The 15,419-nt window shown below is 43.1% G+C and carries 14 protein-coding genes; 3 read left to right on the plus strand and 11 right to left on the minus strand.

Going from position 1 to position 15,419, the window contains the following annotated elements:
- Positions 1-56: 56 nt before the first annotated feature.
- The gene (cas3, locus tag dnm_RS30135; protein ID WP_207680561.1) at positions 57-2,249 is read right to left on the minus strand and encodes a CRISPR-associated helicase Cas3'; all 2,193 of its coding nucleotides are present in this window, start codon (positions 2,247-2,249) and stop codon (positions 57-59) included.
- A gap of 761 nt (positions 2,250-3,010) precedes the next feature.
- Between cas3 and dnm_RS30140 the strand changes: the two genes are divergently transcribed.
- Complete coding sequence (locus dnm_RS30140; RefSeq protein ID WP_207680562.1) at positions 3,011-3,586, plus strand: Uma2 family endonuclease; 576 nt, start codon at positions 3,011-3,013, stop codon at positions 3,584-3,586.
- A gap of 307 nt (positions 3,587-3,893) precedes the next feature.
- Here dnm_RS30140 and dnm_RS30145 read toward each other — a convergent pair whose 3' ends face one another.
- The 6 genes from dnm_RS30145 to dnm_RS30170 all read right to left on the minus strand — a co-directional run bounded on the left by dnm_RS30145 (position 3,894) and on the right by dnm_RS30170 (position 8,106).
- Positions 3,894-4,718, minus strand: a complete 825-nt coding sequence (locus dnm_RS30145) for a nitroreductase family protein (RefSeq protein WP_207680563.1) — start codon at positions 4,716-4,718, stop codon at positions 3,894-3,896.
- Positions 4,719-5,175: 457 nt separating this feature from the next.
- Entirely contained in the window at positions 5,176-5,352 is a 177-nt protein-coding gene (locus dnm_RS30150; RefSeq protein WP_207680564.1) for a hypothetical protein, read from the minus strand.
- 172 nt (positions 5,353-5,524) lie between these two features.
- Entirely contained in the window at positions 5,525-6,112 is a 588-nt protein-coding gene (locus dnm_RS30155) for a flavodoxin family protein (RefSeq protein ID WP_207680565.1), read from the minus strand.
- Between the two features lie 125 nt (positions 6,113-6,237).
- Positions 6,238-7,020 (minus strand): HD domain-containing protein, encoded by a 783-nt coding sequence (locus dnm_RS30160; protein WP_207680566.1) that lies wholly within the window; start codon positions 7,018-7,020, stop codon positions 6,238-6,240.
- Positions 7,021-7,066: 46 nt separating this feature from the next.
- On the minus strand, positions 7,067-7,543 hold the full coding sequence (locus dnm_RS30165; RefSeq protein WP_207680567.1) for a hypothetical protein: 477 nt from the start codon (positions 7,541-7,543) through the stop codon (positions 7,067-7,069).
- Between the two features lie 416 nt (positions 7,544-7,959).
- Positions 7,960-8,106: a hypothetical protein gene (locus tag dnm_RS30170; protein WP_207680568.1), complete on the minus strand. Its 147-nt coding sequence runs from the start codon at positions 8,104-8,106 to the stop codon at positions 7,960-7,962.
- A gap of 592 nt (positions 8,107-8,698) precedes the next feature.
- On the opposite strand from dnm_RS30170, the gene dnm_RS30175 reads away from it, so the two are divergent.
- Together dnm_RS30175 and dnm_RS30180 are read left to right on the plus strand one after the other, a co-directional pair.
- Entirely contained in the window at positions 8,699-9,856 is a 1,158-nt protein-coding gene (locus dnm_RS30175; RefSeq protein WP_207680569.1) for an acyl-CoA dehydrogenase family protein, read from the plus strand.
- Between the two features lie 323 nt (positions 9,857-10,179).
- Positions 10,180-11,880: an ABC1 kinase family protein gene (locus dnm_RS30180; protein WP_207680570.1), complete on the plus strand. Its 1,701-nt coding sequence runs from the start codon at positions 10,180-10,182 to the stop codon at positions 11,878-11,880.
- A 241-nt stretch (positions 11,881-12,121) separates the two neighbouring features.
- On the opposite strand, the gene dnm_RS30185 is transcribed toward dnm_RS30180, so the two are convergent.
- The 4 genes from dnm_RS30185 to dnm_RS30200 all read right to left on the minus strand — a co-directional run bounded on the left by dnm_RS30185 (position 12,122) and on the right by dnm_RS30200 (position 14,928).
- Complete coding sequence (locus dnm_RS30185; RefSeq protein ID WP_207680571.1) at positions 12,122-12,436, minus strand: hypothetical protein; 315 nt, start codon at positions 12,434-12,436, stop codon at positions 12,122-12,124.
- Positions 12,433-12,972 carry a hypothetical protein gene (locus dnm_RS30190; RefSeq protein ID WP_207680572.1) on the minus strand — a complete coding sequence of 180 codons (540 nt, stop codon included), beginning with the start codon at positions 12,970-12,972 and terminating at the stop codon, positions 12,433-12,435. Before dnm_RS30190 ends, dnm_RS30185 begins: the two co-directional genes overlap by 4 nt.
- 84 nt (positions 12,973-13,056) lie before the next feature.
- Positions 13,057-13,761: a hypothetical protein gene (locus dnm_RS30195; RefSeq protein ID WP_207680573.1), complete on the minus strand. Its 705-nt coding sequence runs from the start codon at positions 13,759-13,761 to the stop codon at positions 13,057-13,059.
- A 315-nt stretch (positions 13,762-14,076) separates the two neighbouring features.
- Entirely contained in the window at positions 14,077-14,928 is an 852-nt protein-coding gene (locus dnm_RS30200; protein WP_207680574.1) for a hypothetical protein, read from the minus strand.
- Between the last annotated feature and the right edge of the window lie 491 nt (positions 14,929-15,419).

A 15,419-nucleotide genomic window follows, 5' to 3' on the forward strand; every position in this document is an offset into this window, starting at 1 on the left:
CTTGTCAATAGCAAATTCAAAAAAACAGCCCTGAAATCTGTTTCAGGGCTTTGTGTCTATGCAAACAAACTCTCAAATTCGTGGAAAGTCGGATTTTCAGGGCAAAGTCCGAGATCATCCCGATACAAATCCCTGTTGGTCAGGACGTGATACTGATCATGCAGACATTCAACACCTGCTGTCAGACTATTCAGAACCTCCGGGAATATCTGTATGGTAAATCGCTGAAGCTTACGGGCAAACGGGGCAGGATACTTGGAATGGCGCAGGCTCCGAATGAGTTTTTCTGCGTCTTCATTCCAGGGAATAATAAGGGATTTCATATTATCCTTTATGATCTTAAACTTTTTGGCTGCTGTTCTGAAAGGAAAATCCCCTTTGAATTTGCCTTCATCAAGGTCATTCAGAATCTGATATTCATCCAGCTTTTCTCCTTTTGCCCAATATAACGTCCTAAAATATTCATCAACTGCTGCAAGCGATAACGGATCATCATGATGGTGCATGACCATTTCAGCAGTCTGAGCGTTCTGACGGAAATGTCCCGGAGGCAGACCCGCTTCAGGCGAAAAAATATAAACCTGTCCCGGTTCAGACAAATCGCCTTCCCTGTTACAACGTCCGGCTGCCTGGGCAATGGAATCAAGGCCCGCGGCAGAACGAAATACAACAGGAAAATCAATATCCACTCCGGCTTCTATTAACTGCGTACTTATGACCCGGCACTGCCGATTTTTATAAAGCGCCTCTCTTATCTGCTTAAACTTTTCTGTCCGGTGGGCCGGACACATCAGCGCACTCAGATGAAAGGAGCCTTCCTGCTCTTTGATTTTTTCAAAAACCAGACGCGCATGTTTGCGGGTATTTACAACACACAGAACTTTATCCTCTTTGCGCAGCATATCGGCCAAATTATCATCAGACAGTTCACCTAATTTCTCCGTGCGGACTCGTTTGAAAGCTTTATAAAGCACTCGGGGTTCGGGGATAATTTCATCAACATCTTTCAGACCATCTCTGAAATCTTCTCTTTCAGATAAAGCAGGTTGTGTGGCGGTACACAGGACGATGCTTGTCCCGTAAACAGATGAGAGTTCCTTCAAAACTTCAATACAGGGTTTCAGCAGACGCACGGGCAGCATCTGCGCCTCATCCAGAATAACAACGCTGTTGGCAATATTATGGATTTTTCTGCATCTGGATGATTTCCTTCCGAATAAGGATTCAAAAAACTGAACATTTGTTGTAATGATCAGCGGTGCGTCCCAATTCTCGGATGCCAGGCGGGACCGCCGGTCTTCCTGTTTGGGTTCAAAATTGCTGTGATGTTCCAACACAGCATCTTTTCCCAAAATTTTCCGAAAAACCGCTGCATTTTGTTCAATGATGCTGGTATAGGGGATGACATAAATAATTCTTGACAGTTTGTATTTCAGGGCATGTTTCAGTGCAAAAGCAAGTGATGACAGGGTTTTTCCGCCGCCTGTGGGAACAGTCAGGGAAAATAATCCCCGCGGGTTTTCCGCAGCTTTGAGACAGTGTTGCAAAATATCGGCCCGGTGTTTGTTGATCTGCCCGGGGCGTGCTTTTGCTGACAGCTCCCTGATATGAGATGTCAGCTTCTCATTTAACGATGTCAAAGGAGGATAACCTTTACGCCATGATGCTTTTTCCTTATCCATAAATTTCTCTGTGTCCAGAAAATCCGCATCAACAAGACAAGAATAAATCATCCGTATAAAAAAGGAACACTGAAACCCCATACGTTTGGGGTCAGGATTAAAGGGCAACACATCGGGCTCTCTGATATTCAGGATGCTCTGAGGGCAGGCTGAATAATCATGAACGTCTTTGTTCAGTCTTTCAATAAGGCATGAGCGATCATTTGATTTTCCGTTCGGAAGTCCGGCATGATGTCCGGCAATGGCATAAGCCAGAATTTTCCCTTTCCCTTTATCTTTCAAAAATGTTGTAGCAAGTTTTGCTCCGGCAGTGGAATGGTCAGGCCGCCCGGCAACTTTTTCAATATGGGCGTTACTGTCCATATCAACACCGAGTCTTTTCTGAAATGCCGCGGAATATTTCCCGACATCATGCAAAAGCCCTGCCAAATAAGCCCATTCATCAGCTCCAAAATCTTTGGCAAATGATTGGGCCATTTCTGCGACATTTCTAAGATGTTCATCAAGTGGCTGCCATTCTGAAAATGGCTTTCCCTCCAGACTGTGTGCATAATATTTCTGTGTCATGCGATACCTTTCAGCGTATTAGCCTTCTTATAGAGACGATTATCTTTTAAGTGCGGCGGGTTGGGTTTTGACTTCCAGAATGACCCTCATTAGCCGATGGATTTGTTTTGTATATTTTTGCTGGTTCATGCAGGAAAAAATAAAGGAGGGAAGATTGCTTTGCAAGGATTTTATGGAACTCAGTCCACTGACGGGTGGACTGAGTTTTATTTTAAGGTGATCTCCGAGGAGAACTCATTCCGATCTGGAGGCACTTCTGGTTTGTTGACAGCACTCGGAGCAAATGCTAATATCAGCAGATCGAAAAGTTTTCGGGCTGTCGCGGAGCGAACACAACGGACGGGGGAGAAACCCCATATGCATCAGGCTAAGACTGCCGGACGGGGTTTGCAACCCCGTCCGAAACGTTTGTTTTCGGGGGTCGGAAAATATTTCGGACGGGGTTGCAAACCCCGTCCGGCAGATCACGGGTTAATAAAAACAATGAGTTACGATCTTAGCCTGATGCATATGGGGAGAAACCCGGCTTTTTCCGACCGGGGAGGCACTTCGTCCGAGAAAAAAGCCGGGTTTCTTTGCTGTCCCGCGCTCGGTCCGGAAACTTTTCGATCTGGTGATTATGTTAAAGGCTATAGAATGCGTAGTGTCTCACTACAATGAATATAAGGATTGGGTGGTATTTAGCTGAAGATGGGGTTGAGCCGTTCCCCGGGTTATTTTATCTGACAATTTCACAATACAGAGAAAAAGGAGGATTTGTAATGCTTCAGCCACAAAAAAAAAATATTTCTGCTGAGGAATATCTGGAGATGGAAAAAACCGCCGAATATAAAAATGAATATTTTCAAGGTGAAATCTTTGCCATGACCGGTGCTTCTTTTAATCACAACCTGATTGTGTCAAATATTATCATTGCTCTCGGCAGCAGGCTGCGAAATTCATCATGTTTTATTTTTTCCGGCGATATGAAAATACAAGTTGACGAGGCCATGCATTACACCTATCCGGATGTGAGCATTGTCTGCGGAGATATTGAATTCGTGGGCGGGCGGGATGATGTCATCACTAATCCCGTGGTTATCTTTGAAGTTCTTTCCAATTCCACAAAGGATTATGACAGGGGATCAAAATTCACTGCTTATCGGAATATACGGTCTTTAAAGGATTATATTTTGATTGATCAGTATGATTATCATGCTGAGTATTTTTATAAAAACGAACAGAAGAGATGGATTCTGGAGGAATTCAGATCGCCCGGAGATACGTTAAAAATATCTTCTGTGGCTGCCGAACTGTCCCTGGATACGATTTATGACCGGGTCAGATGGCAAACCTGAAATTAGCCCGGGAATTCATCGGGCGCATTGAGGAGAGAGTTGATCAACTTTTTGACTTGGCCAGACTGGGCAGCCGGTCATTCCTGCGACAGGCGGGTTTCCGTTTCCCACAGATTTTACGAATGCGGCAGATGCGGATTCCTGCTTTCGCAGGAATGACAGAAGAATTTGATCATTAAGTGAAAGCTTCAGTGTTTTTCCTAACGCCAGAGACCCCCCTTGCCCCTTGCCTCTTGCCTCATAGCCTCTTGCCTCATAGCCTCTTGCCCCTTGCCTCATCGCCTCTTGCCCCTTGCCCCTTGCCTCATTAACGCCATGTAATTCTCGCCTTATTTCGGAGGGGCAGGCGGTGATATCTGAATTTGGGATACCCCACCATCATGGCTCCGTAACTGATGTGACCTTTGGGAAGTCCGAGGGCTTCCTGCATAGGGGGCCAGAACGTGGCAGCCGTGTTGAAATATCCGGCCCAGCAGGCTCCCAGATCCAGAGAACCCGCAGCCAGTTCCAGATAACTCAGGGCAATGGTACTGGCCGCGGGTGCGGTACGCTCATCTTTTGGGGCATGGGCCACAATGACATGCGGCGCGTCCCGACAAATCACATCATCGCCCGCGTCCCATCTCCTGACCAGCCGTTCCATATGCAGCCCCTTTACCATATCAGGTTGTTCTCTGACCATATAGCGCATCCAGTCCGCCACCAGACTGGCCAGTTTCCGAACCTCGGCGCTGTCGCAAATGACTAGCCATCTGACTGGCTGAAGATTATGACCCGAAGGCGCAAAACGAGCCATATCTATCAGTTTGGAAATTATTTTCCGATCCACGGCTTTGTTTTTGTAAACCCGGACAGATCTGCGGGACCGGAGAAGATACTCAACTTGCTCCGGAGTGAACTGCAAATCCTTTTGCACAGGAGGACACTGTTCCGGCGACATGGTTTTCAGCGATAATGCACCATGAGGACAAACCGCCACACAATGACCGCAATTGATGCACAGTTCATTTGCGTCATCAGCGGGAACAGGTGTCGCATTTTGGTCCTTCAGCGCTATAATTCCCATGGGACACTCTGCAACGCAAATACCGTCGCGTTTGCATTTTTTCTGATCTGTAACAAATAAACGCATAAGTTTTTCCTTGTTGTATCGGACAGAGTTCCCTTCGACAGGCTCAGGGAACTGTTACAGGCTCAGGGAACTGTTACAGGCTCAGGGAACTGCTACAGACTCAGGGAACGCTCGGAGGATGGAGCTAAACTTTTTAAGCCTCTGAATCAATTTGGCAAATATCGGAACAAGTCCAGTTTTAGAACACCACCAGAGAATCATTGTTCTTGTTTCATATCTGCCACGAAAATTGCAACTGTCTGATCTTCCGATACTTCTGTTTTTAAGACGCACCTCACCTGTATGATGTCAGAACCGGAGAACCCGATTTTGGTTCATTTATTCCATGAAATGCAGGCGCACAATTATTTGTCGGCATCCTTCCATATCTGCCGAGAATCTCACTTACAGATTGGAAACGTGATTTTAGGAAAACGATTTATTTTTTGCGAGATGTCTTCTTAACTGAATTAATAATTCAGGAAGCGCAATTTGTAAGGGCGATCCTTTTATCCTGTTCCCCTTTTCTGCGGCGAATGACGAAATTTGCATTCGGTTTGGCTTGTCGTTTATCTTGCTTAGTCCGAGATTGTTCATTCAGTTCGAACATCTCCCTAAGCCTGGCTTCTAATTCCTTTACTTTTCCTTTTTCCATTACATACCTCATTCTTTTTTCTTTTTTAAAAAATGGGAATCTTTCCCACAGCTTTTATATAAAAGTGTTAGGTGTTAGGTGTTAAGTGTTAGGTGTTAAGACGAATATCTGTTCTTATACCTAATAGTTGACAACCTAAGATTTTAACATCTTAACACCTGACACTTTGACTTTATCCATCCAATGCACAGACAAAAACTTTTCCTGTTTCATACGCTTCTTCAAGATATTCCGGATGTTTCAAGACATCTCCTTCAAAATCAAGTCCTCGGTATAAAAGAGATTTCCAAAGTTCCATATCCAGAACATCAAAAAAATATTTCATACTCAGCAGTGCCCCGTCAAAAAGTTTTTTCCCTTTTGTCGCGCCTACGGAAATAAACAGCCCTTTGTGTTTGTGTTCCTTTATGCCAAAGGGTGTTTTGTCAATCCAGTATTTTTTAACCCACAGAGATTGACACCGTTCCATAAGAATTTTCGTGTGGGCACTGACTGCATAAAAGAAAATGGGCGATGCAACCATCATCCCGTCGCACGCCAACATCTTATCACGGATTTTGTCAAAATCATCCCTGATTGCACATTCTCCTGTTTTTTTACATCCGTAAATTTCAAGACACGGAGACATTTTCAAATCTCGGAGAACGATTTCTTCCACCCGGGCACCTGCGTCCTGAGCACCTTTTACAGCGTTTTTTAATAAAGCGGTAGTGTTGCCCTTACGTCTCGGGCTCCCGTAAATAGCTAAAATTTCAGACATCTCTGTTATTTCCTATTATTTTTCAGGGTATGGTAATTGTGGCGGGCAGGGGGACCGCAAAACTCCCCTTGCATAGCTAAATAGCAGAACCTTTATTATTATGTACAAAAATAGGTCAGGCAGGATCATAAAAAATGGGCAAATTCGGTCTTTATGACCTCATACAGTTCTTCGCCGATGGCAAGGCCGATATCAATAAACTGAGGACCGTATTTCTTACCGGTGCGGGTTCGGAATGTGCTTTTGATATTCACAAGCTTATCCATTCCTCCCGGATAAATATCCATGAATTTCGGCAGGGGGGTTTTGAAGAATGATACCATATCCCATACAGTATCCGTAAAATTGTCAGGCCCCCATCGAAATTTATCCGCGTCATAGAGGCAGTCGGAAATCAGAAGCCCCTCAGGGGTACTGATTTCCAAAGTTTTTTTAAAGGCTTCATGGTTCCGTATCGCCTGACTGATATCTTCCACCTCGTCTGCTGAGAAGGGATAGTTTTTCAGTATTTTCCTGGCGTATCTGGCACCTTTTATGGCGTGATCTTTTTCTTTACGCTTTATATCATGAAGAAGACCTGCACATTGGGCAATACACAGTCTCCGCTGTATAAATTCTTCTGACCATGCGGCAAGCCTGCCCTCAATAAGCGTCAGCGCGCCGGCGTCCAATGTGACTTTGACAGCGTGTTTCAGGCCGTGACCGAAATCATTCTCCAAATGTTCAGCGGCAAATGAGCGTAGTTGTACAATGACAGGATCCGTTTCAAAGGATTTCCTGGACAAACGGATTGCCCAGGAAAAATCCTTATAAAAATCAGGGGGCGGAAAGCGAAAAACGATCTGACAGGCTCGTTTACGGATAGAGATATAAGTTTGTTCGTCCGTCTGTTTTTGTTTTTTTTTCAAGCTTAGTCTTATCTGATTGATGTGGCTTTCAGAAATATAACAGGCATTATCCTTCATGCAAAGAGAAAGGACTTCCGCACACTCTCCATTTGTTACCTTCTTTTATAACATTAATGGTTTCATCAACCTTTTTGGCAGGTCTGCGTGTGAAAAATGACTGCAACGGCGGTTTTCTTTCAGCAACGAGCCTGATCTGAGCTTTTTCATGGTCTTTGCTGATGGTATAGGTTTCCACATGGTAAAGTTTTTCTTTTGTGTAAAACAGGCCATATCCCAGAAGTTTTGCCTTCTTTTCAGCAAGGTAAACATATCTGTCTGTCATGTCAACATCATCAACAATTTTTGACGCATCACAGAGCCGATCATTCATTGTTTCACCGTCAACCCAGAAATAAGCTTCTGCAAATTCAACAACTGCCTTGTTCGGACTGTCTTGCTCATCACCAAAAGCAAGCAGCACCTGCAGGAAGATTCCAAGCAATATCACCAATGTTATTGCTATGCCCTTGCGACTTTCTCCCATTTGTTCTTTCTCCTTTCATTTATAACCTAATTTAAATTATAGTAACTTTTTTAAAAGCAGAAATCAGCGTCCGATACAGATGGTTCCTGCTTCCTTTTTTTCATGCAAACAGGCTTTGTTTTCACAGAAACAAGTTTAACAGAACGCCTATTAAAGAAAAGATAGGAATTCATACACCACGGTCAGAAATCAGATCAAATAACATAGAATATATTTTTATACAAGGATTTTTAACGAAAAAATCAGGACAATCACTTCAAACATTTATATTATCTTTCATACAGGCAGGCTCTGTTGTCACAGAAACAAATTTTATAGAAATGATCGTTGAAAATGGGGAAGCCCTATGTTCAGCTTAAAATTAAATTATAATAACATAGAACATATTTTTGCACAAGGATTTTTAACGAAAAAAATCAGCTATTCATACCAACTTGCAGAATCATATAGTTTTGTGCGGCGGCATAACCAGTTTTCCCCACATAAATCGTATTAATACCTGCTCTGTTCAGCAGTTCCCCCGCGGTGCGGGGAAGCCGTTGGTCAGGCAACAGTTTCATCACTTACCGGAAGCTCCGAAATACGGCCATCAAGATAAGTCGCCGTATATCGCAGTACCTGACGAATGTCCTTGTTTTCCGACTCAGGGTATTCCCGGAGCAGTTCTTTACGCTCGGAATATGTGGCAACACGCCCGACAACCCGCCATATGGCCGCGGATACAGGGCTGTCCGTTCATCTGAGCCGGACGGACTGTTATACACTCCCATTAAACTTTGAAAAATCAGGTAATGACACCGATTTTTATTTACATCCGACAGGATTTCCAAATTTGGAAACGGGTTTTTTCTGACAGAATTTTACCTTTGCAAAACATGCCAAGATAAATATAAATACCATAGAATATATTTTTGTACAAGGATTTTTAACGAAAAATCAGAATAATCAGATAAAAAATCATATAATTTGTAAATCCAATGTATTATTAAGTATAATATATCTGTGTCACGCTTTAATTCAATTGGGATTTGGCTATCTGATGTAATATCCCTGAACGAAAAATTGAAACTCCTTGCAATCTCATTGTTTATATGATATTTTTATAAAAATATATTTTAATTTCAAAGAACTAAAGCAAAAGGAGGTATGAAAGGAATGGATTTCGAACTCACCAAAGAACAAATAGAAATTCAGAAAGCTGTCAGAGATTTTGTCAAAGGTGAATTTAAAAAGGATGTGATTCTGGAACTGGAAGAAAAACACGAATATCCTGAAAAAATATGGAAGAAAGCCGCTGAACTGGGGTTTATCGGTATTCATTTTCCAGAAGAATACTCGGGCGAAGGGCTTGGAGTTATGGAAAACATTCTTGTTGCCGAAGAATTGTGCAGGGGGGATTCTTCCGTAGGCGCCTGTCTTATTCTGGCAGATTTCGCCTCTGAAATTATTTTGCATTTTGGGAACGAGGACCAGAAAAAAGCCTGTCTGCCCAAGGTTGCTGAAGGAAAAGTGCTTTCCTGCGGGGCATTTACAGAACCGGATCACGGTTCGGATATCACCACCATGGATACCGTGGCGGTGAAAGACGGGGATGAATGGGTTATCAACGGCAGTAAAATATTTATCACCAACGCGGGACCCCTGGCCGGGTTTTACAGTGTTCTGTGTCAGACCGATTCTGATGCCAAGCCGTCTTACAGGGGAATCAGTCTGATCCTGGTGGAAGCGGACCGTCCCGGGGTTTCCGTGTCTGATGTCGGCACCAAGATGGGCATACGTTTTATGCACACAGGGGAAGTGAGTTTTAAGGATGTCCGGGTTCCTGTGTCCAATACCATCGGCAAAGAAGGCAAAGGATTTTATCAGGTCCTTGAATTTTTTGATGAAAGCCGTATCCTCATCGCTGCCCAGGGACTGGGAACCGCCCAGGGCGCGTTTGACCGGGCATTGGCTTATGTAAAAACAAGGGAACAGTTTGGCAAAAAAATTGCCACATTCCAGGCAACCCAGCATAAGCTCGCTGAAATGGCCACAAAGATCGAAATGGCCCGGCTTCTGGTTTACAAAGCTGCATGGAATTTTGACAAGGGACGCATTGACCCCAAACTGACATCAATGGCAAAAATGGTCGCAGGACGCACTGCCGTTGAAGTCTGTGATGAGGCCATTCAGCTGCTTGGCGGATATGGATATATGCTGGAATACGAAGTGGAGCGTTTCTATCGGGATGCAAAAATCTGCGAACTCTACGAAGGCACCAAAGAAATCCAGAAAAACACCATTGCCAGCGCTGTTCTCGGGAAATTAAAATAAGCAGTTAACTGCCCGATCAAAAGTTTTCGTTATCAGAGACCTCCGAGGTTTTGGAAACCTCGGAGGTCTTCTGTCTGAAAATTTATAGTCAGGTACCTATCCGCTATCAGTTGTCAGTTGTCAGTTGATAGCTGATAGCTCGACAACTGAAAACTGATGATAAGTACCTAATCATAAGTTTTCGATATCTGCCCGGGGAAGAAACCCGGCTTTTTTTTCCGGAATAATCAGCCGCTCCTGAGAAAAAGCCGGGTTTCTCCGCTGTTCGCAAAAAAAAGATGTATAAAATTTGATCGGGTACTTAAAAACCGACAACTCATAACATGTTCAGCATACGAAAAATCGGCGTCATCGGACGTACCTACCGCCACCTCAACCGCTACAGCCAGATTCTGGCTGTGTTTCTCAAGTATGGCTTTGAAGACCTTATAGATCAGCTGAAGATAGATCAGTATATTGAAGCGGCCCTTGAGATGATTTCAAAAAAAAAACGGGCTGTCCGGGTTGAAAAGATGACAAGGGCGGAAAGAGTCAGAATGGCGATTGAGGAGCTGGGACCTACCTATATAAAACTGGGTCAGATTCTTTCCACACGCTCGGATCTGATTCCCACAGACTTCATCCAGGAACTTTATCAGCTTCAGGACCGGGTGCGGCCTTCCCCTTTTTATGAAATCAAAAAAATTCTTGAAACAGAATTTTATTCCCGTGTTGAAGATGTATTTGATTTTTTTGATGAAACCCCCATTGCTTCCGCATCTATCGGACAGGTATATAAGGCATGCTTAAAAGACGGTGAGACCGTGGCCGTGAAAGTTCAGCGCCCGGGCATACGCAAAATTATAGAAGTTGATCTTGAAATCATGCTCCATTTGGCAACGCTTATGGAAAAAAATATTGATGAGATTGCCATTCATTCTCCGGTTAAAATCATAGAGGAATTTGCCCGTCTGCTTGAAAAAGAAATTGACTACACTGTTGAAGCCACAAATATGGAGCGGTTTGCACGGCAATTTTTGGAAGATTCCACTGTTTATATTCCAAAACCCTTCCGGGACGCGACAACAGAGCGTGTTCTGACCATGGAATTTGTGGAAGGGATTAAAATATCCGACATCACCCGGTTGCAGGCGGCCGGGCTGGACAGAAAGCAGATTAACCTCCGCGGGGCGAATTTTTTTCTGAAGCAGGTGTTTGATCATGGTTTTTTTCATGCGGATCCGCATCCGGGTAATATTTATGTGCTTCCTGACAATGTCATATGCTTGTTTGATTTCGGGATGGTGGGTTCGGTTGATCAGCATACCCGGGAAAATTTTGTTGATCTGCTCGACAGCGTGGTGCATCAGAATGAGATGAAGGCAACCCAGATGCTTCTTAAACTCACCACCTGGGATGATGAACCGGATCTCCGTTTGCTTGAAAGACAAGTTTCTGAGTTCATGGGGAATCACCTTTTCAAACCCTTGAAAGACATTAAAATTGGCAAACTCATGCAAGATATGCTTGAACTGGCGTCTTGCCATGGTCTCAGACTGCCGCCGGATATTTTCCTGATGATGAAGGCATTTGGCACAATAGAGGGCATTTCACTGCTTCTTGATCCGGATTTCAATATGGCTGTGCAGGTGGCACCGTTCATTAAGCGGGTGAAAATTGCAAGATTTTCTCCCCAGCGGATCACAGATGATATGACCGAGCTTTTGTGGGAATTACTACAATTTGTGCAGCAATTCCCAAAAGACACGCTTGAAATTACCCGTCTGATCCGGCAAAAAAAATTATCTGTCAAACTTGAACACCAGGGGCTTGAAAACGTGCTTGCCACCCATGAGCATATCAGCAGCAAGATTTCATTTTCAATCATCATTGCCGCGCTGATCATCGGGTCGGCCATGATTGTCATTGCCAAGGTTCCGCCGCTATTTTTCGGGATTTCCCTGGTCGGCATCATTTTGTTTTCCGCGGCCGCGATTATGGGGATATGGCTGTTGGCGGCGATTTTCAAAAAAGGGGGGTTATAAAACAGGGAAGCCTGATATGCTCAGGACAGATGGAAAAATATTTAGCCATCTCGTTCCCACGCTTCGCGTGGGAATGCAGCGCGGACGCTTCGCGTCCTGATTCTGTCTGCTGTTTTGGACGCGAAGCGTCCCGGAGACATTATTTTTTATAAAAAGTTGTAGCGGAGGGGGGAAGAAACCCGGCTTTTTCCCCGAATGAGGCCCTTCCCATGCAGGAAGACCCGGGTTTCTTTTACTTATTTCATTGGCGTTCTGTAATTGCGATTTCCACATAACCGTTCCTTATTTTTAACACATCAAAGTAATACGGCTCTCCATTATATTCGTACTGCCTTCTTGCACCTGATGTTATATTTTCCAGCCGGCTGATTCTCAAGTTGGGAAGTATGACCTTCAAGTCGGCGAACGGAGGATGAGTCTCTAAAAGTTTTACCGTAGCCTGCTTTGATAAAATCTTGATGACATCTCCTTCCCAGAGAAATATCCTTTCTGGTTTTTCTATGTTCTTCTCAGTTGATCTGATATGCCCGATCTCTTTCTCAGGCTTTGTTTTCAAACTTTTAGGAGGATTTTTTTTTTATTAGCTCTTTCAGCCAATCTTTCATCCGTGCTTCTCCGACTTTTTCTCTTATCGCTGTTTATCTGCTCATTCAATAATTTTTCCAGCATTTTTTTTATTTCATTTGTTTTGTCTAATAGTTCTTTTATCTGATCATTATGTAAATGTTCAAAAGCGATCTGCATGTCTTTTATCTTTTCTATTTCCTTTATTACCTGATCGTTATATAATTCGTTCAGAGCTTTTTGTACCTCTTTTATTCTCTCTATATCCTTTGCTATATTGTAGTCATCTGAAAAGTTATTGTTATTTGGAACACCGGAGGCGTTATTGTTATCTGAAACACCGGAGGCGTTATTGTTATCTGAAACACCGGAGGCGTTATTGTTATCTGAAACACCGGAGGTGTTATTGTTACCTGGAACACCGGAGGCGTTATTGTTATCTGTAAAAAAATATGATATAAAAAAAAAGATGATTAATGTGGCTGAAACGCTTATGACTACCAGAAGTATGTTACTTTTATTTATCATTTGAAAACCTCCTTTACGAATTTCATCAGATATGCCAAAGATGTTCAATAATGTGATAATTGCCTGATGAGACAGGAATGGCTATTAGTCATAATAATTCCGCCAGGTTCCCACTTCCCCCATCTCCCTCAGCCATTCCCGCAACAGTTCTGTTTTTTCGATTTTCACCGATCCCACAGCAATAATCCGTCCTCTTCGTGTCTCAATCATGCGAAGGTTGATGTCAATAAAATCCCGGGACTCTGTGACAACGCCGGTTTCAATCACATCAACACGATAGATTCTGCCCAGTGTTCTCGCGAGTCTCTGATCAATCACAAGGTGAGAATCAAAATTTTCAGGATGTAACTCTCTCAGAACATTTCCAAGCAAAAACCGCTCCACAATATTGAAATTATCCGCAATAACCGGTTGCAGAAAAGAGAAAGTCAGGGCTTTTTCTGTAATATAGTTGTGCATTCGGGTGACATTGCGCCGGTCAATATCTGAAATCTCCAGAAACCCCAGCCTGTGTTTTCCAAAGAAATGCCTTCGGTATCCCGGCTTGAGAGTTGCGGTCATTTGCTTCACAGCGTCTAAAATTTTTCGGTCGAATTGCACCTCAATCGTATGTTCCAAATCGCCTTCGGTCATTTGTTTCTCAACGATGCTGAGATTTCTTTTATCATAATAATTCAGAGGCGTTTCCATAGTATCTCTCACCGGAGGCGGACACCCCGTGAGCGTTACTGCAAAAAAAATAGCGACAATGATGACGAAATAAGGAAATGGCTTGAATGAGGGAGACATGAAAAAGAGATTCATTTTATTTTTTTTAGGTGTTAGGTGTTAAGGTGTTAAGGTGTTAAGGTGTTAGGTGTTAAGGTGTTAAGGTGTTAAGGTGTCAGGTGTCAGGTGCTAGCTGTAACATATTTGGAACTTAGGTAGTCAGAAAGAACGCATTGTCCCAGTTTTAATGTCCGACTTTCAGGCAGTCTGTAAATGACAGCTTTGTTGAGATAATGAGTTTTTTCCAAGTACCTTACGGTGTTGTTTCTCTTACTTAACACCTAACACCTAACACCTAACACTTTAACACCTAACACCTTAACACCTAACACCTTTCTAAAATATAAACCTGTAACCCACAAACACCGCATTGTTGGACTTCTCCCAATTATTATCCTCGTCATCCTCATCCTCAAACTGAGCCTGAAGGTATCTGAAACCAACTGAAATAATGCCTTTTTTCTGCCCCAAAACATATAAGCCGAAACTGGTTTTTATCTCTGTGTATTCATTCAGTTTGTCAAAGCAGAGCTGGCTGGGAGCGATACATATCTCCCCTGAAATTTCAAAATCAAAAGGAACACCATAATAAAAAAAATCAACTTCAGGAATATCATATACCGCGGAAAAAAGAAAACCGACAGCCCCCAAATCATCCTGTTTTCGTCCTTCTTCAGCGGTTCCCCACATCCCCTTAAAGCCCATCCCGAGGTTGACCCTCTCAATTAATTCTCTGTTTCCCAATGCAAAGCTGGCATTGATTATTTTATAGTTTTCATCACTGTAAAGCGCGCCAATTCCCACGGAGGTTAAAAAATTGTTTTCATTTTCCTCCCAGGTATGCCCGAGAATAAATTCCGCTTCTGACTGATTCGCATTCAGCTCAAAGAAAAAAGGATACGCATTTGTGTAAACATAGTCATACTGAGTGGGTCTCCGCAAAGAAGCCGGATATGAATCCCGTCGGATTTTTCGTTTTTCTCTTTCATACCTTTGCTTTTTATACAAAAAATCTTCTCGTTTTTCTGCCTCATCCTTCGGTTTATCATACAAAGGAGACTGTCTCAAATCCGGTTCCACTGTATCCGTGAGCTGTTCTTCACTAGGTTCAAAGTAATAATCCTTTTGTGCAAAAGCGTTACCTGACATTGTTAGCAAAATAAAGACAATGAATATTATTCTTTTCATATCTGCCACGTTTCCTTTTCCCAATAATTAAAGCTGAACCATGCTTGGAAAATTTCAAGTAAGTACCAGACCATAAGTTTTTTTGATATTTGTCCGATAAAGAAACCCGGGTTTTTTCCCAGTATGATCCTCTCTTCTTCTCAGGAAAAAGCCGGGTTTTTCCTCCGTTCCCAGGAAAAGATATATAAAAACTTTTGCTCAGGTACTTATTTCCCCATGCTTTCCCAATTCATCAGGAACGCCGGACAAATACCCCAAGTCGTTTTCACAGTGCGTTTTAGTGTACTTTTGCCTTCACCCGGGGGAGCAATCTTCCGGGTTTTTGATCACCCAACCTACAACAAAATCGAAAAACTGTAAACCCTTTTTTAGCTTCAACAAAGAATGTCCTCTGCCTCTGTAGTCATACGAACTGACGAGCAGGACAGTACGGGTGAAAAAAATGAAAACTTTGCTTTCAACAGAGGAAATATTCTGATAAGGCGTTTTTC

Source organism: Desulfonema magnum, from assembly GCF_017377395.1.
Taxonomy (GTDB): domain Bacteria; phylum Desulfobacterota; class Desulfobacteria; order Desulfobacterales; family 4be13; genus Desulfonema_C; species Desulfonema_C magnum.

Excerpts from the sequence above, each read along its gene's own strand:
- dnm_RS30175 (WP_207680569.1), top strand. The coding sequence starts at position 8,699 with ATGGATTTCGAACTCACCAAAGAACAAATAGAAATTCAGAAAGCTGTC.
- dnm_RS30140 (WP_207680562.1), top strand. The coding sequence starts at position 3,011 with ATGCTTCAGCCACAAAAAAAAAATATTTCTGCTGAGGAATATCTGGAG.
- dnm_RS30165 (WP_207680567.1), bottom strand. The coding sequence starts at position 7,543 with ATGGGAGAAAGTCGCAAGGGCATAGCAATAACATTGGTGATATTGCTT.
- dnm_RS30180 (WP_207680570.1), top strand. The coding sequence starts at position 10,180 with ATGTTCAGCATACGAAAAATCGGCGTCATCGGACGTACCTACCGCCAC.
- dnm_RS30195 (WP_207680573.1), bottom strand. The coding sequence starts at position 13,761 with ATGTCTCCCTCATTCAAGCCATTTCCTTATTTCGTCATCATTGTCGCT.
- cas3 (WP_207680561.1), bottom strand. The coding sequence starts at position 2,249 with ATGACACAGAAATATTATGCACACAGTCTGGAGGGAAAGCCATTTTCA.
- dnm_RS30155 (WP_207680565.1), bottom strand. The coding sequence starts at position 6,112 with ATGTCTGAAATTTTAGCTATTTACGGGAGCCCGAGACGTAAGGGCAAC.
- dnm_RS30200 (WP_207680574.1), bottom strand. The coding sequence starts at position 14,928 with ATGAAAAGAATAATATTCATTGTCTTTATTTTGCTAACAATGTCAGGT.
- dnm_RS30150 (WP_207680564.1), bottom strand. The coding sequence starts at position 5,352 with ATGGAAAAAGGAAAAGTAAAGGAATTAGAAGCCAGGCTTAGGGAGATG.
- dnm_RS30190 (WP_207680572.1), bottom strand. The coding sequence starts at position 12,972 with ATGATAAATAAAAGTAACATACTTCTGGTAGTCATAAGCGTTTCAGCC.
- dnm_RS30145 (WP_207680563.1), bottom strand. The coding sequence starts at position 4,718 with ATGCGTTTATTTGTTACAGATCAGAAAAAATGCAAACGCGACGGTATT.